The sequence below is a fragment of the Polaribacter sp. KT25b genome (assembly GCF_900105145.1).
GTDB lineage: Bacteria > Bacteroidota > Bacteroidia > Flavobacteriales > Flavobacteriaceae > Polaribacter.
The window spans coordinates 1,892,732-1,916,352 of the sequence record NZ_LT629752.1; the positions used below are offsets into that span (position 1 = coordinate 1,892,732).

20 protein-coding genes and 1 riboswitch are annotated in these 23,621 nt (G+C 27.9%); of the genes, 12 read left to right on the forward strand and 8 right to left on the reverse strand.

Annotated features, from left to right (window positions below; all coding sequences use genetic code 11):
- Positions 1 to 28: 28 nt before the first annotated feature.
- Together BLT70_RS08135 and BLT70_RS08140 are read right to left on the reverse strand one after the other, a co-directional pair.
- A complete protein-coding gene (locus tag BLT70_RS08135; protein ID WP_091893383.1) occupies positions 29 to 1,111 on the reverse strand; it encodes a YncE family protein in 1,083 nt (360 codons plus the stop codon).
- A 5-nt stretch (positions 1,112 to 1,116) separates the two neighbouring features.
- Positions 1,117 to 2,994: a TonB-dependent siderophore receptor gene (locus BLT70_RS08140; RefSeq protein ID WP_091893385.1), complete on the reverse strand. Its 1,878-nt coding sequence runs from the start codon at positions 2,992 to 2,994 to the stop codon at positions 1,117 to 1,119.
- Between the two features lie 34 nt (positions 2,995 to 3,028).
- Positions 3,029 to 3,220, reverse strand: a riboswitch (cobalamin riboswitch).
- Between the two features lie 308 nt (positions 3,221 to 3,528).
- Here BLT70_RS08140 and BLT70_RS08150 point away from each other — a divergent pair.
- From BLT70_RS08150 to BLT70_RS08195, 10 genes are all read left to right on the forward strand, one after another.
- Positions 3,529 to 3,987 carry a helix-turn-helix domain-containing protein gene (locus BLT70_RS08150; RefSeq protein WP_091893387.1) on the forward strand — a complete coding sequence of 153 codons (459 nt, stop codon included), beginning with the start codon at positions 3,529 to 3,531 and terminating at the stop codon, positions 3,985 to 3,987.
- Positions 3,933 to 4,781, forward strand: a complete 849-nt coding sequence (locus BLT70_RS08155) for an IS3 family transposase (RefSeq protein ID WP_231962852.1) — start codon at positions 3,933 to 3,935, stop codon at positions 4,779 to 4,781. Before BLT70_RS08150 ends, BLT70_RS08155 begins: the two co-directional genes overlap by 55 nt.
- Before the next feature lie 501 nt (positions 4,782 to 5,282).
- Positions 5,283 to 5,786, forward strand: coding sequence for a bifunctional adenosylcobinamide kinase/adenosylcobinamide-phosphate guanylyltransferase (locus BLT70_RS08160; RefSeq protein WP_091893391.1), 504 nt, complete (start codon positions 5,283 to 5,285; stop codon positions 5,784 to 5,786).
- The gene (cobT, locus tag BLT70_RS08165; protein ID WP_091893393.1) at positions 5,786 to 6,823 is read left to right on the forward strand and encodes a nicotinate-nucleotide--dimethylbenzimidazole phosphoribosyltransferase; all 1,038 of its coding nucleotides are present in this window, start codon (positions 5,786 to 5,788) and stop codon (positions 6,821 to 6,823) included. Before BLT70_RS08160 ends, cobT begins: the two co-directional genes overlap by 1 nt.
- A gap of 12 nt (positions 6,824 to 6,835) precedes the next feature.
- The gene (locus tag BLT70_RS08170) at positions 6,836 to 7,603 is read left to right on the forward strand and encodes an adenosylcobinamide-GDP ribazoletransferase (RefSeq protein WP_091893395.1); all 768 of its coding nucleotides are present in this window, start codon (positions 6,836 to 6,838) and stop codon (positions 7,601 to 7,603) included.
- Positions 7,588 to 8,115: an alpha-ribazole phosphatase gene (cobC, locus tag BLT70_RS08175; protein WP_091893397.1), complete on the forward strand. Its 528-nt coding sequence runs from the start codon at positions 7,588 to 7,590 to the stop codon at positions 8,113 to 8,115. Before BLT70_RS08170 ends, cobC begins: the two co-directional genes overlap by 16 nt.
- A gap of 1 nt (position 8,116) precedes the next feature.
- Positions 8,117 to 9,229 carry an ABC transporter substrate-binding protein gene (locus BLT70_RS08180; protein ID WP_091893398.1) on the forward strand — a complete coding sequence of 371 codons (1,113 nt, stop codon included), beginning with the start codon at positions 8,117 to 8,119 and terminating at the stop codon, positions 9,227 to 9,229.
- A gap of 30 nt (positions 9,230 to 9,259) precedes the next feature.
- Positions 9,260 to 9,820, forward strand: coding sequence for a hypothetical protein (locus BLT70_RS08185; protein WP_091893400.1), 561 nt, complete (start codon positions 9,260 to 9,262; stop codon positions 9,818 to 9,820).
- Between the two features lie 113 nt (positions 9,821 to 9,933).
- The gene (locus tag BLT70_RS08190; protein WP_091893402.1) at positions 9,934 to 10,971 is read left to right on the forward strand and encodes a GMP reductase; all 1,038 of its coding nucleotides are present in this window, start codon (positions 9,934 to 9,936) and stop codon (positions 10,969 to 10,971) included.
- The gene (locus BLT70_RS08195; protein WP_091893404.1) at positions 10,971 to 12,101 is read left to right on the forward strand and encodes an ABC transporter substrate-binding protein; all 1,131 of its coding nucleotides are present in this window, start codon (positions 10,971 to 10,973) and stop codon (positions 12,099 to 12,101) included. The genes BLT70_RS08190 and BLT70_RS08195 overlap by 1 nt, the downstream gene beginning before the upstream one ends.
- Positions 12,102 to 12,201: 100 nt before the next feature.
- On the opposite strand, the gene BLT70_RS08200 is transcribed toward BLT70_RS08195, so the two are convergent.
- The 6 genes from BLT70_RS08200 to BLT70_RS08225 all read right to left on the reverse strand — a co-directional run bounded on the left by BLT70_RS08200 (position 12,202) and on the right by BLT70_RS08225 (position 21,438).
- Complete coding sequence (locus BLT70_RS08200) at positions 12,202 to 13,497, reverse strand: 7TM diverse intracellular signaling domain-containing protein (protein WP_091893406.1); 1,296 nt, start codon at positions 13,495 to 13,497, stop codon at positions 12,202 to 12,204.
- A 391-nt stretch (positions 13,498 to 13,888) separates the two neighbouring features.
- Entirely contained in the window at positions 13,889 to 15,208 is a 1,320-nt protein-coding gene (locus BLT70_RS08205; RefSeq protein ID WP_091893408.1) for a 7TM diverse intracellular signaling domain-containing protein, read from the reverse strand.
- Positions 15,209 to 15,274: 66 nt separating this feature from the next.
- On the reverse strand, positions 15,275 to 15,997 hold the full coding sequence (locus tag BLT70_RS08210) for an aspartate/glutamate racemase family protein (protein ID WP_091893410.1): 723 nt from the start codon (positions 15,995 to 15,997) through the stop codon (positions 15,275 to 15,277).
- 100 nt (positions 15,998 to 16,097) lie between these two features.
- On the reverse strand, positions 16,098 to 18,830 hold the full coding sequence (locus BLT70_RS08215) for a DNA gyrase/topoisomerase IV subunit A (RefSeq protein WP_091893412.1): 2,733 nt from the start codon (positions 18,828 to 18,830) through the stop codon (positions 16,098 to 16,100).
- 145 nt (positions 18,831 to 18,975) lie between these two features.
- Positions 18,976 to 19,506 carry an ORF6N domain-containing protein gene (locus tag BLT70_RS08220; protein ID WP_091893414.1) on the reverse strand — a complete coding sequence of 177 codons (531 nt, stop codon included), beginning with the start codon at positions 19,504 to 19,506 and terminating at the stop codon, positions 18,976 to 18,978.
- A gap of 72 nt (positions 19,507 to 19,578) precedes the next feature.
- A complete protein-coding gene (locus BLT70_RS08225) occupies positions 19,579 to 21,438 on the reverse strand; it encodes a DNA topoisomerase IV subunit B (RefSeq protein ID WP_091893416.1) in 1,860 nt (619 codons plus the stop codon).
- A gap of 226 nt (positions 21,439 to 21,664) precedes the next feature.
- On the opposite strand from BLT70_RS08225, the gene lysA reads away from it, so the two are divergent.
- Both lysA and BLT70_RS08235 read left to right on the forward strand, forming a co-directional pair.
- The gene (lysA, locus tag BLT70_RS08230; RefSeq protein WP_091893418.1) at positions 21,665 to 22,912 is read left to right on the forward strand and encodes a diaminopimelate decarboxylase; all 1,248 of its coding nucleotides are present in this window, start codon (positions 21,665 to 21,667) and stop codon (positions 22,910 to 22,912) included.
- Positions 22,913 to 23,009: 97 nt separating this feature from the next.
- Positions 23,010 to 23,621 carry a fumarylacetoacetate hydrolase family protein gene (locus BLT70_RS08235; RefSeq protein ID WP_091893420.1) on the forward strand — a complete coding sequence of 204 codons (612 nt, stop codon included), beginning with the start codon at positions 23,010 to 23,012 and terminating at the stop codon, positions 23,619 to 23,621.

Here is a 23,621-nt window from a genome sequence, read left to right on the forward strand (position 1 = left end):
ATTAAATTTACTTTTCAAAAGATTTAACTTAATTAAAATAGATTTTTGAAGCACCTAAACCTACTGGTGATGTATATATTGCTTCTTTTGTAGATAAATCTGTAACCATTAATTTACTTAAAGCTGTAAAACTATAACTTGTAGTAAATAACTTATTATCTTTAACAGACATACCATAAATACTACCAGTATTTATACCAGATGTTGCTAAAGTAGTAGCAGATTCATTAATAGAATATACAGTACTATCAGCACCTTTATAATAGTATATAGTACCGTTTTCATAAGACAATAAAGATGCTTTTTCTTGATCGGCAAACTCTATTTTATTTGTAACTGTATTTGTTGATGTGTTTATGAATGAAATTGAAGAAGTAGTGATACCTGCTACTGACCAATCTGCATTATAAAGCGTGTTTCCTTCACATAAAACAATTAAATTACCAGAATTATCTACAATAATATCATCTGGATTATCATTTACTTCTATTTCAGTAACTGCATTTCCTGCTGATAAATCTACAACAGAAACAATATTATTAGAAGACCATGCACCTGTGTGAGTAACATATAACTTATTGTTATTAGCTACTATTTGCTCTACACCATAACTTAAAGAAATAGTTGACGCTTCTAAAGTACCTGTAGTTAAGTTAATAACAGCTAAATAATCATCATTTGTATTAAAAGTATCAGGTCCCCAATTTGTAACATATGCTTTATCGTCAACAATTGCTATATATCTTGGGTTATCTAAACCAGATGTTATTTCATACTTTTTTTCAAAAGTAATTCTATCTACAACTACAATAGTATTAACGTCATTTAAAACAATTAATGCTTCATCATCACTAAAAGCCATAGACTGAATTAAACCACCTAATTGTGCTTCATTTACACCTGTATACATAAAATTAGTTGCCAATCTATTTAAGTTCTCATTTACATAAGAAATAGAACCATCTTTATTACCAAAACTACCTTCTGCACTAACAATAACTCCGTCTTTATAATTACCCGATATTTCTGGGAATTCTTCTTCATTATTTGAACATGATGTAAAAACTAAACTAATTAAGAATAGTTTAAAAATTGATTTTGTAATCTTCATTTGTATTAAAATTTATAGTTTAAATTAATATTATAATTTCTTCCAGGCATAGGACGTAAATTTGAAAAATAATACACATTATTAAATATATTATTTACTTTAAAACCTATTTTTATTGTATTTTTTTTATTTTCAAACACCTTTAAATCACTACCAAAATTGGTAACATTTAAAGATTCTAATGAATAAAAGTCTAAATTAATTTCATTTGTATATACTTTACTTTGATATAAATGCTGCATAAAAAAAGACATTTTTTTATAGTCATACTCAAAATTGAAATTTAACAGATGTTTTGGCGCATAGGGCAAAAAAGTATCCGTTTCTTTATTTTTTGCCATCGTAAACGTATAATTTGTAGAAAAATTAAAAGAATGCTTATTAATTTTTTTAGATAATTTTATGGCAGTTTCAACTCCACTATGTGTAACATCTCCTACATTTTTTGGTCTCCATAAGTTAGAAAACACAGTAGGTAACCATAAAATTTTATTTTTTAAATGAATATAAAAAAGTGAAGAAGTAATTTTTAGATTCTTTTTCTTAAAAGTAGCGCCTAGTTCTCCCTGAACAGATTCCTCTGGTATTAAATCTAAATTACCTACCACCGGCCAATACAATTCATTAAAAGTAGGTATTCTATAATTTGTAGATAAATTTGCTTTTAACAGTAAACTATTACTTAATTCTTGTTCTGCAGCAACCGAAACTAATAAAGGAACTTCAAAATCTGAATTAGATTCTTTTCTAAAACTAACTGCTGTTGTTAATTTTTCAGTTGGTTTATATGTTACTTTTGCTAAAGCAGCAAAAAATGTTCTTTTTTTGGATAAAATATCATTAGTAGTACCTATGTTTTCATCATAAATAAAAGAAGTAAGTACTTTAAAATAATTAGAAAATCGATATTTTAAATTATAATTAAAGTTATAGTTTTTTGATTTTCCAAAAACAAAATCTGATGCATTTTTATCATCATAATATCTATATTCTTGTGTTAAATAAGCAACATTTAACGTCTGTGTAAAATTAGAAAAAGAAGATGTCCATTTTAATAAATTTCTCTGGTTAAAATCTTCATTTCTTTCGCTTCCAGCGGATGGATTTGGTAATCCATCAGAAAACAAACGATCTCCATAATAACCCGTTGTATAAAAATAAAGCTTATTTTTATTAGAGAATTTATATCCTACACTAAAGTTTACTCCATAATTTTTATAAACTCCATTTTCATTTTTCAAAAAACTACCGTCATTATTTTTATAACGAGTGTCTATAAAAGTATAATCGTTATCAGAATAATTTAAAGTTGCTGCAAATTTAACAGCCCATTTACCAGTACCAATATGTGCTTTAAAGAAATTAGAAGTAGTATTAAAACTGCCGTAAGAAGAAAATAAATTAAAATCTTTATGTTTTTTAAACGATAAATTGTCGTTCAAATGTACCGTACCACCAATAGCACCAGAACCATAATCTACACTTCCACCTCCACTATTAACAATAATTTCATCTGAAATACTTGCAGATAATGAGTTAAAATCTGTTTGACCACTACCCATTGCGTTAATAGAAATCCCGTTCCATAAAACAGCCGTATTAGATGCAGAAGTACCTCTAAAGCGCGCAGTACTAACACCTCCGTTTCCATAATCTCTAAAAGAAATAGGGCTGTTAAATCTTAATAAATTAGTAAAGTTTATAGGGTTTTTAATAATTTGAATTGATCCTAATTCTATTTTTTTTTGGCCAATTACTTTATTTGCTTCTTCTATTTTAGTTACCACAACAATCTCTTTCAAAATATTTCTTATCGAATCATTTTGAGACAAAACAGTATGGGTAATAATAAAAAATACAGTAAAAAGTACGCCTCTCTTCATAATATATAACTTTTATCCCGAAAGTTTTAATTGTTATAATGTTTTAAATCTAGGCAGGTCTCCTGGCTTGCGTCTTGTAATTGGCCTTCCCATCTAAATAAAGACAGTGACATAAAGATTAATTACAAGCTAATAGCTTACAGTTGCGGGAACAGCTTCGGTATTTATCCGAATTCCCTTTTAATTTGTTCTCAAAAAGAACAAAACCTTAATTTTCGGTAAATGTAGATTATTTTTAAGTATTACAATACTTAAAATTTATAAATTTTTGAGCTAATTCATTAAAATTTCAAAATACTCTGGATGAATCATTTTAGCCAAACATTCTATTCCGTTTACTAAAGCATTTGCAGAAGATTGCGTTAACATATCTAAATCTGCAATAAATACATTTCCCTTTTTTACTGCTTTAAATGTTTTTCATTCTGGTTTACTTTCTAAAAACTTCATATCCTCTAAAGTTCTAGAAATTCCATAACCTATACTTTCCTGAAATAGGTTGACTAAAAATTAAACACTTAATTATAGTCACTTATGAAAACACAAAATGAACACTGCCGAAAAAAAACTTACGAAAAAGTAACTTTAGAGCTTAAATTATTAGTCGTTGACCAAATTCAAAATGGTCAGATCTCAACCAACTTCGCTTCTAAAAAATATGACATTCCTAGAACTACCATTGGCTATTGGATTAAAAAATATAGTACTTTAGTGCAACAAAATACAGGAATGAGCAAAATAAACGAAATAAAAAAATTAAAGGAACGTATTGAAGCCCTTGAGTTTATCAAAGACTTTCAGCAAGATATTATTGCCGATATGGAAATCATTACAGGAGTCGATTTATCAAAAAAGTCGCTGCCCAAAACATTAGTAAAAGAGATAGAGCTAAAAAAGAAAAACCGTTTAAAAGAAAGTGGTTCTATGAATGTTTTGGGATTAGTAAACAAGCCTTCTACAAAAGATGTAAAGAGCAAGAAATCAAACAAATAAATTATGATAAACTTATTGTAATGGTACTAGATTATCGCAAAAAAGTAGGCATGAGAACTGGTGGTATTAAGCTGTATGATGAACTAAAATCTGACTTCATAAAACAAAACATAAAGATGGGAAGAGATAAATTTTACGACTTTTTAAGGCTCCATAATTTGCTCGTCCCTAAGCTTAAAAATTACGTGACAACAACAGATTCGAATCATCAATTTAGAAAATATAAAAACCTGATTAAAGACCAAGTGCCTAATAGACCAGAACAACTCTGGGTAACCGATATAACATACATTAAAACAGAAAATGGACACAATTATCTAGCAATCGTAACAGATGCTTATTCCAAGCAAATTATGGGCTATAAATTAGATAACAACATGAAAACATCTCTTTGTACAGAAGCTCTTGCTATGGCTATTAAAAACAGAAAATATCCTAATGAAAAACTAATTCATCATTCCGATAGAGGTTTTCAATACTGTAATCCTAAATACACAGCATTTGCCGAAGAAAATGGAATGATAATGAGTATGACAGAACAATATGATCCTTACGAAAATGCAATCGCTGAGAGAATTAATAGAACTTTAAAATATGAATATGGACTTAGAAACTGTATTAAAAACACTGCTATTGCTCAAGAAATCACAAAACAAGCTGTAGATATATACAATAATTTGAGAAAGCATTTTAGCCTAGATTTAAGAAATCCTGCTGACGTACATTTAAATCCTAACATCAAATACAAATCATATCGAAAAAATAAAGTAAATTTACCTGAACTTAAAATTTAATCTAAAAGCTAGTTCAAATTATTTTTTTGCCTTCTAAACGGCTAAAAAAAATAGTTTGAACGGGTAAATTAATAAAAAAAAAGGTCAACCTATATCAGTATAATACAACCCCATAATTAATATTTTTGGATTGTACTTTATAATTTTACCCCAAGAAATAACAATACTATCCCCCGACGGATATGATAAAAGATCTATACCGCCTGCCCCCAATTAGATGAGAAATCCAACGACTACAATTAAATAAGACATAGATCCACATTACTAATAACGTACTGCAACTTACTTTTTTTCAACTCAATTTTAAGCGTTCAAAAATAAATCCGATTAAAATATTTTTGTAAACCCAATATCATAAATCATTCGGGTAACTGCTGGCATAAAAGAAAAAGCAATCATTTTTATATATTTTAAAAAACAAACTTAAATACTTATTTTAGAAATTCTTTCCTTTTTAAAAAAATGTTTTTAACCTTTGTAATTCTAAAATTTCTTAAAATTATGATTCATTATATTTCTGGAGGTGAAAGATCTGGTAAGAGTAGTTACGCTCAAAAAATGGCGGAAAACATTTCTAAAACACCTATTTATTTGGCAACATCTAGAATTTGGGATGAAGATTTTAGAGCAAGAGTAGACAAACATATTTCTGATAGAGATGATTGTTGGACGACCCTTGAAGAGGAAAAAAATATTAGTGCTGTTATTGCTGATAAATCAACTGTAGTGGTTGATTGCGTAACATTATGGTTAACAAATTTTTATGTTGATACAAAATACGACATACAAGAATCTTTAAAATTAGCCAAACAAGAAATAGAAAAACTAGTAGAAATTGATGCCAATATCATCATTATTTCTAATGAAATAGGCATGGGACTGCATGCTACCACAGAATCTGGAAGAAAATTTACAGAACTACAAGGTTGGGTAAATCAATTTATTGCAAAAAAAGCTAACAAGGCTACTTTTATGGTTTCTGGATTACCCCTAAAATTAAAATAATGACTTCAACAATTAAACCTCTTTGTAAAGAAATACAAATAGCGCTTCAAAAAAAAATAGATTTTAAAACAAAACCTTTAGGTTCTTTAGGGCTTTTAGAAACAATTGCAATTAAAATAGGAAGCATTCAAAACACACTAACACCAAAAATTATAGAACCAACAATTGTTGTGTTTGCAGGAGATCATGGTATTACAAAGACGAAAGGTGTAAGTCCATATCCACAAGAAGTAACACAACAAATGGTGTTTAATTTCTTAAACGGAGGAGCAGCAATTAATGTTTTTTGTAAACAAAATAACATCAATTTAAAAATTGTCGATGCTGGTGTAAATGCAGATTTTGATCAAAATAATGATTTAATTTCTCTAAAAATTGCTAAAGGGACAAAGGATTTTTCTTTAGGAAAAGCCATGACAACTGCACAATGTAATTTAGCTTTAGAAAAAGGAAAAGAAATTGTAAACACTTTGTTTCATAAAAATTGTAATACGATTGGTTTTGGAGAAATGGGAATTGGAAACACTTCTTCTGCGGCACTTTTAATGAGCTATTTTACATCAATTAATATAGAAAATTGTGTTGGAAAAGGAACAGGTTTAGATGATAAAGGTCTTCAACAAAAAAAGACAATTTTAAAAGAAGTTTACGAAAAACATATAAAAAACATAGACTCACCAACAGAAGCCCTCGCAACTTTTGGTGGTTTCGAAATTGTAATGATGGCTGGTGCTATTTTAGAAGCTGCTGCTTTAAAAATGACTATTTTAATAGATGGTTTTATTGTAACATCTGCATTATTAGCTGCAAATGCTATTGATAAAAACGTATTAGATTATTGTATTTTTACACATTCGTCTGGCGAACAAGGGCATCAAAAAATATTGGATTATTTAAACGTAAAACCTGTTTTAAATTTAGGTTTACGTTTAGGAGAAGGAACTGGCGCTGCAATTGCGCTACCAATTATAGAATCTGCAACATTATTTTTAAACGAAATGGCAACTTTTGAAAGTGCCAATATAAGCGAAGCTTAAGTATTTAAATCTATGAAAAAAGAAGTCCATTATTTTTTAACTGCCATATTATTCTTTACCAGAATTCCATGCCCAAAATGGGTAGGACATTCATCAGAAATGCTAAATAAAAGCAATCGTTACTTTTCTTTAGTAGGTATTTTAATAGGATTTATTGCTGCGTTTATATACTACTTGGCAACTTTTATTTTTACGGTAGAAATTGCAATTTTTTTAAGCATGATTTCTTCTATTTGGGCAACAGGTGCTTTTCATGAAGATGGCTTTGCAGATACTTGCGATGGTTTTGGTGGTGGCTGGACCAAAGAAAAGATTTTAACAATAATGAAAGATTCTAGATTAGGAACTTTTGGTGTTATAGGATTATTTTCAATTCTTATTTTAAAATTTTCAGCAACACAAGCATTAAGTCTTTCTACTATAAATATTCCATTACTTATTATTTCTGGTCATGCAATTAGTCGTTTTATAGCTACTATCCTACTCTACACGCATCCTTATGTTAGAGATATTGATAGTTCTAAAATAAAACCAACAACAACACAAATGAGTAAAAAATCTTTATCGATTTCTTTCTTTTTTGGCGTTTTACCACTTTTCTTTTTTCAAAATTACTGGGTATTTCTATGCCTTTTACCACTATTAATAACCTATTGGTATTTAGCAAGATTTTTTAAAAAGTGGATTGGTGGTCAAACAGGAGATTGTGCAGGTGCTTTACAACAAGTTGCCGAAGTTGTTTTTTATCTTTTTTTACTTGTTTTATGGAAATTTTATTAATTAGACATACCACACCAAAAATAGCCAAAGGAATTTGCTATGGGCAGTCTGATATTGACGTTACTGATACTTTTTTAAAAGAAATTAAACCTATTTTACAGGCAGTTGATGTAAAGGATACCGAGACTGTTTTCTATAGCAGTCCGCTTAAACGATGTAAAAAACTAGCCAAAAAACTATCAACTAATGTTCTTTTTGATGATCGCCTAAAAGAATTAAATTTTGGAGATTGGGAATTACAAAACTGGAAAGACATCAATAAAAAGGAATTAGATTATTGGATGAATAACTTTGTAAAAGTTTCTGCTACAAATGGCGAATCGTATTTAGATTTACATGCCAGAACTACTAATTTCTTATTAGAAATTGCGAAACAAGGACATAAAAAAGTTGTTATTATTACGCATGCAGGTGTTATTAGAAGTTTGTTTTCTTTTATCAATAAAACTCCTCTAGAAAAATCTTTTGATTTAAAATTACAATACGCACAAGTATTAAAAATAAAATATTAAAATGAAGTACTTTTTATCTCTCTTAATTATTAGTAGTTTCTTTATCTCTTGTCAAAAAAAAAGAGCATTTCAAACTAAAAATAAATCAGTAAAAAGCACTGTAAAATATGCAAAAGGATTTGATATCATTACAACTGGTAATCAGAAGAAGTTAATCATAAAAAAACCTTATCAAAATGCAAAAGAAACATTTATGTACATTCTTGGCAACAAAACCAATGTTGCTAAAAATGAATTAAAAGTTCCTATTAAAAATATTGTGGTAACAAGTACTACACACATATCAATGCTAGAACAAATCGGTGCCGAAAATTATCTAATTGGTTTTCCACAAACAAAGTTTATTTCATCAGAAAAAACAAGAAAACGTATTGAAGAAGGCAGTATTATAGAACTTGGAAGTGAACAAACAATGAATACAGAACGATTAATAGAATTAGCTCCTGATCTTGTAATTGGCTTTGGTTTAAATGGCAATAATAAAACCTATGAAACTATTGAAAGAAACGGAATCCCTGTTCTTTACAATGGAGATTGGTTAGAAGAAACTCCTTTAGGACGAGCAGAATGGATTAAATTTTTTGGCGTTTTATTTAACAAAGAAAAAGAAGCAGATAGCATATTTAATGTTATTGAAGCTAATTATTTAGACGTTAAAAAAACAGCCTTAAAAACAAAAAAAATCCCAACAATTATATCTGGTAACTTATTTAAAGATGTATGGTACATGCCGGCCGGAAAAAGTTTTATTGCAACTTACTTTAAAGATGCAAATACAAATTATTTATGGAAAGATACAGCTGGAAATGGTAGTTTACCTTTAAGCATAGAAAGTGTTTTAGAGAAAGGGCAAAACGCGGATTTTTGGGTGGGTTGTGGTCTATTCGAAAACAAAGAAGACATGCTAAGATCTAACCAATATTACAACTCTTTTACTTCTTTTAAAAAAAATAAGGTGTTTACATATGCAACAAAAAAAGGTGCTACAGGCGGACTTATTTACTTTGAAAAGTCGCCTACAAGACCAGATTTAATGTTAAAAGATATTATTAAAATTACAAATCCTGATTTGTTGCCAAATTACAATTTAACTTTTTTTGAAAAAATGTATTAAAATTAGTATTTCTAAAAACCAATCCTTTTAATGAAAAAATTACATCCAAAATCAAATATTGATGAACTCTGCTATCCTTTTATATATGAAGATTCTTCTCTTTGCGATTATGAAATAGAAACAGATCAACTAACTCGTTCTGTAGCTTGGGCTATTGACGAGCTTTCTACTTTAATCATAAATTATCCTAAAAGCGAAGAGCTAAAAAAATTAGAAAAGGAATTGAACTGGTTATTACCTCTTTGCTACCATCTTAATGGTTCTATTAGAGGAAAATTGGCGATTACAGAAAATGATCATAAACAATTACTAGTTCATTATAGAAATATGAAGCTACTAGTAGAAGATGCTATTTCTGGTTTTGTTTTACCCGGAGGAAAATCTCCTGTAGGAATTTTAAATCAATGTTCATCTCTTTCTAAAAAAGCGATTAGATTAATGGTCATTATACACAATAACGAGCAAAAAGAAGTTGCAGATATTTTACCAAAATTTGCAAATTTACTTTGTAACTATTTTTTTACGGCCACAATTCTAATCAATAAAGTTACTGGCTTTAAAGAAACACCTTTTGTTAGCAAAAGTTACTAATTTAAAATACTTTTTATTTGTATATTATTTGAATTGAACCGATTTAAATCAATTATCGTATAAAATTGGTATTCAAATTTTATACCTTTATAACTTACTTTTATTTAGAGAAAATGAGAATAGAAAATGAATTGAAATTAGGTTTTAAAGATGTTATGATTCGCCCAAAACGTTCTACTTTAAAATCGCGTTCGCAAGTAACTTTAGAAAGAGAATTTAAGTTTTTACACAGCACTATTACTTGGGCAGGAATACCAATAATGGCTGCAAATATGGACACTGTTGGTACTTTTGAAATGGCAAAAGCATTGGCTAAACACAAACTATTTACAGCAATTCATAAACATTATTCTATAGAAGAATGGAGAAATTTTGCATCAAGTTCATCAGAAAATATTTTAAAAAATATAGCTGTCAGTACTGGAACAGGAAAAGAAGATTCAGAAAAAGTAAAACAAATTTTAACTGAATTTCCACAAATAAACTTCATTTGCGTGGATGTTGCAAATGGATATTCTGAACATTTTGTGAAATTTGTGCAAAAAATGCGCAAAAATCATCCAAATAAAGTAATTATTGCTGGTAATGTTGTTACTGGTGAAATGGTTGAAGAATTATTGTTAGCTGGTGCAGATATTATTAAAGTAGGTATTGGTCCTGGTTCAGTTTGTACAACACGTGTTAAAACAGGCGTTGGTTATCCGCAACTTTCTGCAATTATAGAATGTGCTGATGCTGCTCATGGAATGGGTGGACAAATTATTTCTGATGGAGGTTGTAAAATTCCCGGAGATATTGCCAAAGCTTTTGGCGGAAGTGCAGATTTTGTAATGTTAGGCGGAATGTTAGCTGGACACGAAGAAAGTGGTGGAGATTTAATTGAAAAAAACGGAGAAAAATTTAAAGCTTTTTATGGAATGAGTTCTGAAACTGCCATGAACAAACATGTTGGTGGCGTTGCAAATTATAGAGCATCCGAAGGAAAAACTGTTGAAGTTTCTTATAGAGGTAATGTAGATAAAACTGTAATTGATATTTTAGGCGGATTAAGATCTACGTGTACATATGTTGGTGCTAGTAAATTAAAAGAATTAACGAAAAGAACTACTTTTATTAGAGTTCAAGAACAAGAAAATAAAATTTATAATTAATGAAAAATTTAAAAATAACACTTCTTTTTTTATTCCTGATAATTTCCTTTTCTTGTAAAAAAGAAGTTAAAAATGTTGCTAAAAAAACACCAATAGAAAGCACTATTAAATACGCAAAAGGTTTTGATATTGTAAATGAAAATGGTGTTAAAAAACTAATTATTAAAACTGCTTATCAAAATTCTGATGAAGTTTTTGAGTATATTATCAAAAATAATACAGATAAAAATGAGAGTACTAAAAATACCATCTTTACTCCTATTCAAAAAATTGTAGTTACTTCTACAACACATATTCCTATGGTTGAGTTGTTGAATGAAGAAACTTCAATAATTGGTTTTCCATATTCAAAATATGTTTCATCAGAAAAAACTAGACAATTAATTGATGACGGTAAAATTGCTGAAATTGGTAAAGAAAGTTCTTTAAACACAGAAATTCTATTGGATTTGCAACCCGAATTAATTGTTGGTTATAGTGTTTCATCTGCAGATAAATCTTTAACAACTTTAGAAAAAGCTGGTGTAAATGTTATTTATAATGGCGATTGGTTAGAAGAAACGCCATTAGGAAGAGCAGAATGGATAAAGTTTTTTGGTGTTTTATTTGATAAAGAAAAACAAGCTGACAGCATTTTTAAAGTAATTGAAAGTAATTATCAAATAGCTAAAAATATTGCTTTAAAATCAACTAAAAAGCCAACTATTTTATCTGGTGCAATTATGAGTAAAGACATTTGGAATTTACCTGGTGGTGAGAGTTTTGTTGCTCAGTTTTTAAAAGATGCAAATCTTACTTATTTATGGCAAGAATCCGAAGGTAGAGGTAGTTTGTCTTTAAGTTTTGAAAGCGTTTTTGATAAAGGTAAAAATGCTGAATTTTGGATTGCTCCTGGTTATTTTTCATCCAAAGAACAATTACTGAATAGCAATAAAGTTTATACTGAATTTGATGCTTTTAAGAATGATCTTATTTATACTCCATCAAACAAAAAAGGAAAAACGGGTGGTATTATTTATTATGAATTAGCACCAACAAGACCCGATTTAGTTTTAAAGGATATTATAAAAATTACAAATCCAGAATTGTTACCAAATTACGAATTAACATTTTTTGAGAGAATGCAATAAAAAAAGTCCTTCAAATTTCTATTGAAGGACTTTTTTTTTATTTAAGAGAAAACGAATTGGTTAATAGTTTTTTCTATGGCATTTTAAATTATTATTAATTCTATTCTGTTTTTTCTAAATTTAATTTTTCATAGATATTTATTGTATGAAATTTCACTGTATTTGAAGAAATTTTTATCTCATCAGCAATTTCTCTATTTAATTTACCTTCTATAATTTGATCATATATTACTCTTTCTCTAACACTTAAATTATTTAAAGTTTCTTCTATTGATGCTCTCTCAGCATCTATTAAATTAGGTTTTTTACTAACTTTATTAAAGTTTATAATTTCATTTTTAATGTAATAATTATGCCTTCTTAATTTCTTTTCTCTAGACATTATAGCAAATGATAATATTAAAATTTGTGCAAATCCACCTATTTTTAAATTTGCTGAACTACTTTCAAAAAAAGAAATTCCTAAATTTTTTAGAACAAAGAAATCAATACCACTAAATAATAAAATTACATATCCAAAAGTAAATAGTTTGGTGTGCAAATCTTTTTTAAAGAGTAAAACCCCCATAAACCAATACGTAAGTAATAGTATAAAAGTTAAAATATTTATGATTATAAATATTGCATTTTTACTATAAACTAAATATAAGTTTACAAATAGAATAATACTTACTATAATTATATGTGTATATTTTTTAATTTTCGGATAATAAATATCTAATAAAAGAAAACTATTTGCGAATTTTGAAGAAGAATAGGCTAAAAAAAGATAATTTAATAGAATTAAAAACTCAATTGCTTTATCGCCTAAATTAAAGAATTTGAATATGCCATCTGTTACTAAAAAACTAAAGGTTAAACTTACTAGTAAAAATGAGTAATATAAAAATGAATTGTCTTTAAAAAAATAGAAATAAACAATACAAAAAAGTACTACTAAAAAAGCAATTCCGTAATAAAAACCATCAATAAGTAGCTCTATTTTATCTTTATACAAAGTAGCTTCTTCTGTTTTTAATTCTATGGGAAAATAGGAATTAAACTTTGCATTTACCTTTACATATAGTGGAGATTGTCTTGAAAATTTATAAGATACAAATCTTTGATTTTTTAATTTTTTTACTTCTTGATAATTCTGATAAGCATGTGCATCTTTAATAATGACATTATTTATTCGAAAAATATAATCTAAATCAGATTGATTTGCCGGTATTTTAAACCAAAATGTAGCTTTAGAGTATTTTTCTAAAACTCTTTTTTCTAAAACCTGGAATTCTTCTTTTTCAATATTTTTATAGGTAAGTTTACTTTCTGAATCTTTAAAATAATACACTTCAGATTGTGAAAAAGTGGTACCAACAAAGAATAGAAATATTATTATTAGCTTAAATTTCATAGCGAGCTTTTTTAATATCTTGTTTTATAAAGATATACAAAAGAATTGTATAATCAAAAACAATAAAAAAATAAGATAATTGTAATTTAAAAGTGCAACAAATTTTAACTAAAATTATAAAAGAAACTTTATTAGTTTTGTATTTTTTGTGAAATGACTAAGTGAATTTAGAAAAAAAACAAACGATTTTGTTGGCTGCAATTATAAAAAATAATACGTTATTTATTTTAGCAAAATTGAATAAAATAACCTTCAGCTTAAATAATAAGCTGAAGGTTAAAAGTAGTAATTGGGGAAAATTATAATTGTATTTTATTACTTCAAATTTAATTAAAAACCTCTTAGAAGCTGTAAAATCAGGGGTAGTTTTTGGGTAGTTTTAAAAATAATACTACTTTTTAAAACTATTTTTAAGTATAAACACTTCTTGCCTACTTTTTACATTTAATTTTTCATAAATATTTTTTACATGAAATTTAACTGTATTTATAGATATATTTATTTCGCTTGAAATTTCCTTGTTTGATTTCTTTGCACATATTAAATCAAAAACCTCTCTTTCTCTAAAACTTAAAATATTTATGTTAATGTTTGTTTTATCATTTATTGAAGTTAAATTCTTTAACTGCAAAGAGTATTTAATAATTTCATTTCTAATATGAATATTTTCATCTTTTAGAATTTTCATTCGATACAATACAGCAATTGATAGAATAATCATTTCTAAGAAAGCACCAATTTTAATGGTAACAGCATTAATATCAATAAGTGATATTCCAAGGAATTTTAAGATAAAAAAATCAATGGCAGAAAATAAGATAATCACATAAGCTATTGCCAAAATTTTGGTGTACACATTTTTATTAAATAATAAAACAGCACAAAACCAATTAATAAAAAGAAGTAAAAATACTAATATGTTTAAAAAAAATAAAAAATAGTAATTTTTTGTGGTAACATAAAAAACTGCTAAAAAGAGAATAATAATTCCTATTCCATAACTATATCTTTTTAGTTTTGGGAAAAATATATCTAAAAACAAAAAATTATCGGAAAATTTACTAGAGAAATATGCTAATAAAACATAATTTAAACACATTAAAAAATCATTTAAACCTTCATTTATATTGTAATAATTTAACATTCCATCCATAGTAAAAATGCCAAAACAGATATTTGATAAAAACAAAGAATAATATAAAAAGGAATTATCTTTAAATAAGAAGTAATAAAATAAGTTATAAATAATTATCAAAATTGCAAATCCATAATAGAAACCATTTAGCAATAAATTGTTTTTTTCTCTTAAAGACATAATTTCTTCAGAACCGAATTCTACTGGAATATACGAATGAAGTTTTGGAATTACTTGAATATAAACATCATTATCTCTAGAAAATCGATAACTTAAATATCTGCGATTTGTAAGTTTTTCAATGCTCTTTGAATTCTGATAAACGTTTGCAGTATTAAAACGATCATAAGGAATTCTAAAAATATAATTTAAATTTGTGTTATAAGCAGGTATTTTAAACCAATAAGTAGCTTGTGAATGTTTCTCTAAAATTTGATTTTCTAATACTAAAAACTCCTGATCTTTAACATTTTCTAATGTAAGTGTGCTTTCTACATCTTTATAAAAATAAACATCCTTTTGAGAAAAAACAATAGCATGGAAAAATAAAATAAATGTTACTACTATATATTTCATTTATTAATTAAATCAAAATCCATTCTACCATACTTTAACACAAAAAAATACATAAATATTTTAAAATTATTGTTGCTGTTGCTGTTGTTGCTGTTGCAAATATTTAGTAGAAAAATTAAAAGCTGCAGTTGCATGAATTTTTGTAGTATCAAAAACAGGAACAAAAACATTTTCTTGCTGAATTAATAAAGGAATTTCTGTACATCCTAAAATGACACCTTCTGCCCCATTTTTAATTAATCTTTCAATTATTTTAATGTATTTTTCTTTGGATGTTTTGTTTATAATTCCTGATGCAAGTTCATCATAAATAATGTTATGAATTATGTTTCTTTCTTCTAGATTTGGAATAATTGCTTCTATACCAAATGATTTTAAAACATCTGTAAAAAATATTTTTTCCATGGTATATTTTGTTCCTAATAAAGCAACTTTCTTTAACCTTTTTTTAATAATTTCTTTGGATGTAGCATCAGCAATATGAATTACAGGAATTTTTACTGCATTTCTAACAGCATTAATACATAAATGCATGGTATTTGCACAAATTAGAATACAACTTGCACCAGCATTTTCTAAACTTTTGCCAGCATCAGCCATCATTTCATCAAGTAAATCCCATCTATTTTCTTTCTGAAGTTTTGCTATTTTTCCGAAATCGAAAGAATTGATAACGACTTCTGCTGAATGACTTTTACCTAAACTAGCTGCATTTAATTGATTTAAAATTCGATAATATAAAATGGTAGATTCTGGAGTAATTCCGCCAATTAAACCTATTTTTTTCATAGCTATTCTTTAAAAAATACACAAAATGTCTTAAAAATTTATTTTTTCATTTTTTTTGTACAAGCATTGAGAAATCAAACCCTTTGCAATCCACCAGCGATTAAAACAATTTCGTTTGATTTTCGTCATCAATTTTCTTTTGCTCGGCTTTCTTTCTTGCTATCGATTTTTGCAAAGCAATTTTCGCTTTTTCATCCGCAGAAAGTTCTTCTAAAACAGGTTTTTTAGTTTCCGGTATTTCAATTGGTAATTTATCTTCAAGAACTTCTTCATCAACGACTTCTACCTCCTCAATTTTTTCTTCTTCTGGTTCTTCAAATGGTAAAGGTTCTAGTAAATTAACTTGTTTTATTTTATCTGTTGTAAACTGATTACCAAGTGCTTTTATCCCTTTAACAGCAATAAATTCCTCTAAATTTACTTCTTCATTTTCTAAACTTCTTTTAGAAAATTGTACTTCTGCAATTGGTCTATAATCTGTTGCAATAATTTCTAAATGAGATTTTGGATGTTCCGAAATAAAAATTTCTTCTTTTTCTGTTGTTTCAATCAGAAAACGTTTTATGTAGTAACGTTCTTTTTCACCATCAAAATAAATTGCAGAAATTGGTTTGTTTGGTTTCCATTTTTCTAAAACAATCATATCATCTTCAAAGTGCATTGCTAAATCTGGTTTTACAGCTTTTGCTTTTCCACTTTGTGTAATAATTAATAATTTATCTTCTGCTTTAAATTCTCCTAACAACTCACCTCTCTCATCAACATTTAAACGTTGAACAGTATCATCAAACCAAATTTTTCTAGGCTTTAAAGTAGAAACTCCTTCAGATTTAAAATCGATACTTTTTATTGTATATTTTGTAATTCTATTTCCTCTTACAGCTCTTCCTTTTACACCTAAATCAGCAAAATCAATATCCCATTTTAATTTTTTAACACTACCAACAGCGCGTAAATTAACAGTTACAACTTCTGCTTCTCCATTAGGATTTGCTGTAAAATAATGCACAATAGAACCTTTGCTTCCATTTGTTAAATCGTATTCTTTATCTCTTGTAACAGACAAAACATTAAAACGTTTCATGTAAGATGCGCCTCTATTACCATCTCTATAAATAAAATTGTAAACTGTTCTTCTGTCTTTCTTTTTAAAGATAGCCACATAAATAATATCTTTACCTACAAAGGTTTTAGAATCTATTTTTGTTACCATCATAACCCCATCTTTTCTAAAGATAATTACATCATCAATATCAGAACAATCGGTTACAAATTCATCTCTTTTAAGTGATGTACCAATAAAACCTTCTTCTCTATTTACATAAAGTTTAGCATTATTCATAGCTACTTTTGATGCAACTATATCATCAAAAATTCTAATTTCAGTTTTACGTTCTTTACCTTTTCCATAAGATTCTTTTAAACGTTTAAAATAATCAATAGCAAAATCAATTAAATTTGCTAAATGATTTTTTACCACTGCTATTTTATCTTCTAAACTTTCTATAAATTGTTTAGCTTTATCAATATCAAACTTAGAAATTTTCTTTATTCTAATTTCTGTTAAACGTGTAATGTCATCAACAGTAACTGCCCGTTTTAAATGTTTTATATGTGGTTGTAATCCTTTATCAATAGCATCAATTACACCTTCCCAGGTTTCTTCTTCTTCTATATCTCTATAAATTCTATTTTCTATAAAAATACGTTCTAAAGAAGAAAAATGCCATTGTTCTTCTAACTCATTTAACTGTATTTCTAACTCTTGCTTTAACAAGTCAACCGTTAAATCAGTAGAATGTTTTAACATATCAGAAACACCTACAAAAACAGGTTTATTGTCTTCAATTGTACATGCTAAAGGAGAAATAGAAGTTTCGCAATTTGTAAAAGCATATAATGCATCTATAGATTTATCTGGCGATACATTTGGTGGTAAATGCACCAAGATTTCTACTTCTGCTGCAGTATTATCTTCAATTTTTTTAATCTTGATTTTCCCTTTATCATTAGCTTTTAAAATACTATCAATTAAAGAAGTAGTTGTTGTAGAAAACGGAATTTCACTAATAATTAAAGTCTTCTTATCTAATTGAGAAATTTTAGCACGCACACGTACTTTTCCACCTCTTTTTCCATCATTATAATGAGAAAAATCTGCAATTCCACCTGTTAAAAAATCTGGAACAATTTTAAAACTTCTCCCTTTTAAGTATTTAATAGAAGCATCAATTAATTCATTAAAATTATGTGGCAATATTTTTGTTGATAAACCTACAGCAATCCCTTCTGCTCCTTGCGCTAATAAAAGCGGGAATTTTACCGGTAAATCTATCGGTTCTTTTCTACGACCATCGTAAGACAATTTCCATTCTGTAGTCTTCGGATTAAAAACAACTTCAAGTGCAAATTTTGATAAACGCGCCTCAATATATCTTGATGCTGCAGCTCTATCTCCTGTTAAGATATTTCCCCAGTTCCCTTGCATATCAATCAGTAATTCTTTCTGACCAATTTGCACCATAGCATCGGCAATAGAAGCATCTCCATGTGGGTGATATTGCATTGTATGCCCAACAATATTGGCTACTTTGTTGTAACGACCATCATCTAAATCTTTCATAGAATGCATAATTCTACGTTGCACAGGTTTTAAACCATCTTCTAAAGAAGGTACAGCTCTCTCTAAAATTACATACGAAGCATAATCTAAAAACCATTCTTTGTACATACCTGTAACTTTGGTAATGGTTTCTTCTTGAGGAGAATCTAATTGTTCTCCTTCATTTGTTAATTCTTCTTCGTGTTCGTTCTCGTTTATTTCTTCACTCATGTAAAAAACGTTTATTCGTTTAAGAGTTTAATTGTTTATTATTTGGGCGTTTTAACAGGCTTTACGTTATATCTTTTTATGAAAAATAAAAAGGATGCCACTTCAATCCCTAACGCAAGCTTGTTAAACAACTTTTACCTTATTCTTAATCTTTTTTATAACCTATTTGTGTTCTTTCTTTTTTCTCTTCTTTTCGCTCAACTAATTCGTCCAAATAAGAAAACACCAATTCTATATTTTTATCGTGATTATTCATTTTCTTTTTAATTTGTTCGATTTCTAATCGTAAACTTAAATTATCACTTAATAAATCTCGCATTTTAGTAAATATTCTAATAATTTTGATATTTACAGCTATGGCTCTATCACTTTTCAAAACACTCGATAACATTGCTACTCCTTGTTCTGTAAAAACCATAGGTACATATCTGCTACCTCCCCAACTTGAGGTGCCAATTTGACTCCTCAAGTTTTCATTCTCTTTTTCTGTTAATTCAAACATAAAATCTTCAGGAAATCTTTCAATATTTCTACGAACTTGACGTTTTAATTGCTTTGTCTCTACCTGATACAATTCCGATAAATCTCTATCTAACATTACCTTTTGATTGCGAATCAAATAAATTTTGTTTGATATGATTTCATCAGGAATTATTAAATTTTCTTCTTCTTTCATTCACACTTTTTCATCTTGAGGTCGCAAATCTCAACCTCAAGTTTTTATCTTTTTCAAATTGGAACTAAGTTTCTAAACTTCTTCCTCAACATAATCCAACTCTACTTTTAAATTCTCGATGATAAATTTTTGTCTGTCTGGTGTATTTTTACCCATATAAAACTGCAACATTTGTTCTATAGACATTTCTTTATCTAACATTACAGGGTCTAAACGAATATCATTACCAATAAAATGGACAAATTCATTTGGCGAGATTTCACCTAAACCTTTAAATCGAGTTATTTCTGGTTTTCCTCTTAATTTTTCGATTGCTTCCCGTTTTTCTTCATCAGAATAACAATAAAAAGTTTGTTTTTTATTTCTTACTCTAAATAACGGCGTTTCTAAAATAAACAAATGGCCTTCTTTTATCAATTCTGGAAAAAATTGCAAGAAAAACGTAATTAATAACAAACGAATATGCATTCCATCAACATCGGCATCGGTTGCAATTACAATATTATTATAACGTAAATCTTCTAAACCATCTTCTATATTTAAAGCGGCTTGCAACAAATTAAATTCTTCATTTTCGTACACTATCTTTTTACTTAATCCGTAGGAATTTAAAGGTTTTCCTTTTAAACTAAAAACTGCTTGTGTATTTACATTTCTAGATTTTGTTATAGAACCAGAAGCGGAATCTCCCTCAGTAATAAAAAGTGTTGTGTCTAAGTAATTTTCGTGTTTTATATCTGCTAAATGAACTCTACAATCTCTTAATTTTTTATTGTGTAAACTTGCTTTTTTAGCTCTGTCTTTAGCTAATTTTCTAATTCCGGAAAGTTCTTTTCGTTCTCTTTCTGCTTGTACAATTTTCTTTAAAAGACTATCTGCAACATCTGCATTTCTGTGTAAATAATTATCTAACTTTGTTTTAAGAAAATCGTTAATAAAGGTTCTAACAGTTGGTAAATTACCACCCATTTCTGTCGACCCCAATTTTGTCTTTGTCTGACTTTCAAAAACAGGTTCCATAACTTTTATGGCAATTGCAGAAATAATAGATTTTCTAACATCTGAAGCTTCAAAAGATTTACCATAAAAATCGCGAACTGTTTTTACAATTGTTTCTCTAAAAGCAGCTTGATGCGTTCCTCCTTGCGTTGTGTGTTGCCCATTTACAAACGAATAATATTCTTCTGAATATTGTGTTTTACTATGCGTAATTGCAACTTCTATATCGTCTCCTTTTAAATGAATTATTGGATACAACATATCATCTACATTGTTATTATCTTCTAATAAATCTTTTAATCCGTGTTCAGAAAAATACTTTTCTCCATTAAAAATAATCGTTAAACCTGGATTTAAATACACATAATACTTTAACATTTTAGAAACATATTCGTTTCTAAATTTGTATTTTTTAAAAATACTTTCATCAGGAATAAAAGAAACTTTGGTTCCTTTTCTACGCGATGTTTCTTCTAAAAAGTCTTGATTAATTAAATTACCTTGACTAAATTCTGCTGATGCTGATTTACCTTCCCTTGTTGATTCTACTCTAAAAAAATCTGATAATGCATTAACAGCTTTTGTACCAACACCATTTAAACCTACAGATTTCTTAAATGCTTTAGAGTCGTATTTTCCTCCAGTATTCATTTTAGAAACAACATCAACCACTTTTCCTAAAGGAATTCCTCGTCCAAAATCTCTAACAGTTACTTTATTACCATGAATAGAAATTTCGATGGTTTTACCAGCGCCCATTACATATTCATCAATAGAATTATCTAAAACTTCTTTAACAAGAATGTAAATACCATCATCTGCAGAAGAGCCATCTCCTAATTTACCAATATACATTCCTGGACGCATTCTAATATGCTCTTTCCAGTCTAATGATCTAATATTATCTTCTGTATATTTTGTTTCTTTACTCATAAAAATCAGTACTGTGATTAGGTTTGAAGTGTTGCTAAAATAAGGTTTAACTCTGTAAAATAAAATAACTTTGTTAATAACTTATTAACAGAATTTCAACGAAAGCCTATATTTTATTTTGATGTAAAAATCACAATAAAAAACAATATGTTATATTTTTAAACATTTCATTATTTTCTAAACAAATTAATTACTTTTGAACCTCAGTAAATAAAATTAAATAATAGTGGAAAGAACACAACTTTTAGAGTTAGCACACAAATACGGAAGTCCTTTGTATGTTTACGATACAGACAAAATTGAATCTCAATATAACAGATTAACGGATGCTTTTAGTAGCGTAAAAAATTTAAAATTAAATTATGCTGTAAAGGCACTTTCAAACATCAATATTTTAAAATTCTTTAAAAATTTAGGCGCTGGTTTAGATACCGTTTCTATACAAGAAGTTCAATTATGTTTAACAACAGGCATTGATCCGAAGAAAATAATCTATACACCAAACGGCGTTTCTTTAACAGAAATTGAAGAAGTTGCAAAACTAGGTGTTCAAATTAATATTGATAACCTTTCTATTTTAGAAATTTTTGGACAAAAACATCCAGAAATTCCTGTTTGTGTGCGTATCAATCCGCATATTATGGCAGGTGGAAATTCTAAAATTTCTGTGGGTCATATCGATTCTAAATTCGGAATTTCGATTCATCAAGTTCCGCATATAAAACGTGTTGTAGAAAATACAGGTATGAATATTAACGGAATTCACATGCATACTGGTTCTGATATTTTAGATATTGATACTTTTATACGTGCTACAGAAATTTTGTTTGATGTTGCTAAACAATTTGAAAACATAGATTTTATCGATTTTGGAAGTGGTTTTAAAGTGCCTTATAAAGAAGGAGATATTTCTACGGATATTGAACAATTAGGTTTGCAATTATCAGAAAGATTTAATGATTTTTGCGTAGAATATGGTAAAGAAATTACATTAATGTTTGAGCCTGGAAAATTTTTAGTTTCTGAAGCTGGTTCATTTTTAGCCAAAGTAAATGTTGTAAAACAAACAACTTCAACAGTTTTTGCCCATGTAGATTCTGGTTTTAATCATTTGGTTAGACCAATGATGTACAATTCTTACCATCATATTACAAATATTTCTAATCCAGAAGGAAGAGATCGTTATTATTCTGTGGTAGGTTATATTTGTGAAACCGATACTTTTGCATCTAACAGAAGAATTGCAGAAATTTCTGAAGAAGATGTATTATGTTTTCACAATGCAGGAGCATATTGTTTTTCGATGGCTTCTAACTACAATTCTCGTTATTTACCTGCAGAAGTTATGGTTTATAATGGAAAAGATTACTTAATTAGAAAAAGACAAACGTTAAAAGACATTCTTAACAATCAAGAAGTTATTGATTTTTCTAAAGAAAATAAAACGTCTAAAGATCAAAAAATAGAAGCTTAATTTTAATTTATTATTAGAATTAAATCCACCTTAAAACAACAGTTTTTTTGGTGGATTTTTATTTATATTTACTTCAACAAATAAAACAAAAATAAAAATGAAAATATTAGGAATAGGAAGTAACTACGTTACTGATATAAAAGACATTGAAGAAAAAAAGAAAGGTAAAAAATTTATTTTTTCTAAGCCAGAAAGTAGTTTAGCTGTTAACTGCGATGTTGTTTACCCTAGTGCTATTACCAACCAATTAATTTACGAAGTAGAACTGGTTGTTAAAATTGGTAAAGAAGGGAAAAACATCAGCAAAGAAGAGGCAAATTCTTATATTTCTGAAATTGCAGTAGGAATCGATTACACTGCAACAGATATTTTAAAAGACGCTAGAGAAACTAAACATCCTTGGGATTTTGCAAAAGGTTTTGATGGCGCAGCTCCTATTTCTAGTTTCAAACCAGTTTCTGACTATAATTTAGGGGATATTGATTTCGAATTAAAAATTAATGGACAAGAAAAACAAAAAAGTAATACAGCTTACATGATTAATGATTTTGCTGATATTATTGTATTTATTTCTAAATATATGACGTTACAACCTGGAGATTTAATTTTTACAGGTACACCTGCTTTAGGTAAAGGAGAAATTTTTAAAGGAGATAAATTACAATGTTATGTAAATGGTGAATTATTGTTAGATTTTAAAATGATTTAA

Bases quoted from the DNA above. Each gene is read 5' to 3' on its own strand.
- BLT70_RS08135 (WP_091893383.1), bottom strand. From the start codon at position 1,111: ATGAAGATTACAAAATCAATTTTTAAACTATTCTTAATTAGTTTAGTT.
- cobT (WP_091893393.1), top strand. From the start codon at position 5,786: ATGACTTCAACAATTAAACCTCTTTGTAAAGAAATACAAATAGCGCTT.
- BLT70_RS08195 (WP_091893404.1), top strand. From the start codon at position 10,971: ATGAAAAATTTAAAAATAACACTTCTTTTTTTATTCCTGATAATTTCC.
- BLT70_RS08200 (WP_091893406.1), bottom strand. From the start codon at position 13,497: ATGAAATTTAAGCTAATAATAATATTTCTATTCTTTGTTGGTACCACT.
- BLT70_RS08205 (WP_091893408.1), bottom strand. From the start codon at position 15,208: ATGAAATATATAGTAGTAACATTTATTTTATTTTTCCATGCTATTGTT.
- BLT70_RS08210 (WP_091893410.1), bottom strand. From the start codon at position 15,997: ATGAAAAAAATAGGTTTAATTGGCGGAATTACTCCAGAATCTACCATT.
- BLT70_RS08225 (WP_091893416.1), bottom strand. From the start codon at position 21,438: ATGAGTAAAGAAACAAAATATACAGAAGATAATATTAGATCATTAGAC.
- BLT70_RS08180 (WP_091893398.1), top strand. From the start codon at position 8,117: ATGAAGTACTTTTTATCTCTCTTAATTATTAGTAGTTTCTTTATCTCT.
- BLT70_RS08170 (WP_091893395.1), top strand. From the start codon at position 6,836: ATGAAAAAAGAAGTCCATTATTTTTTAACTGCCATATTATTCTTTACC.
- BLT70_RS08140 (WP_091893385.1), bottom strand. From the start codon at position 2,994: ATGAAGAGAGGCGTACTTTTTACTGTATTTTTTATTATTACCCATACT.
- BLT70_RS08150 (WP_091893387.1), top strand. From the start codon at position 3,529: ATGAAAACACAAAATGAACACTGCCGAAAAAAAACTTACGAAAAAGTA.
- BLT70_RS08185 (WP_091893400.1), top strand. From the start codon at position 9,260: ATGAAAAAATTACATCCAAAATCAAATATTGATGAACTCTGCTATCCT.
- cobC (WP_091893397.1), top strand. From the start codon at position 7,588: ATGGAAATTTTATTAATTAGACATACCACACCAAAAATAGCCAAAGGA.
- BLT70_RS08190 (WP_091893402.1), top strand. From the start codon at position 9,934: ATGAGAATAGAAAATGAATTGAAATTAGGTTTTAAAGATGTTATGATT.
- BLT70_RS08220 (WP_091893414.1), bottom strand. From the start codon at position 19,506: ATGAAAGAAGAAGAAAATTTAATAATTCCTGATGAAATCATATCAAAC.
- BLT70_RS08160 (WP_091893391.1), top strand. From the start codon at position 5,283: ATGATTCATTATATTTCTGGAGGTGAAAGATCTGGTAAGAGTAGTTAC.
- BLT70_RS08215 (WP_091893412.1), bottom strand. From the start codon at position 18,830: ATGAGTGAAGAAATAAACGAGAACGAACACGAAGAAGAATTAACAAAT.
- BLT70_RS08235 (WP_091893420.1), top strand. From the start codon at position 23,010: ATGAAAATATTAGGAATAGGAAGTAACTACGTTACTGATATAAAAGAC.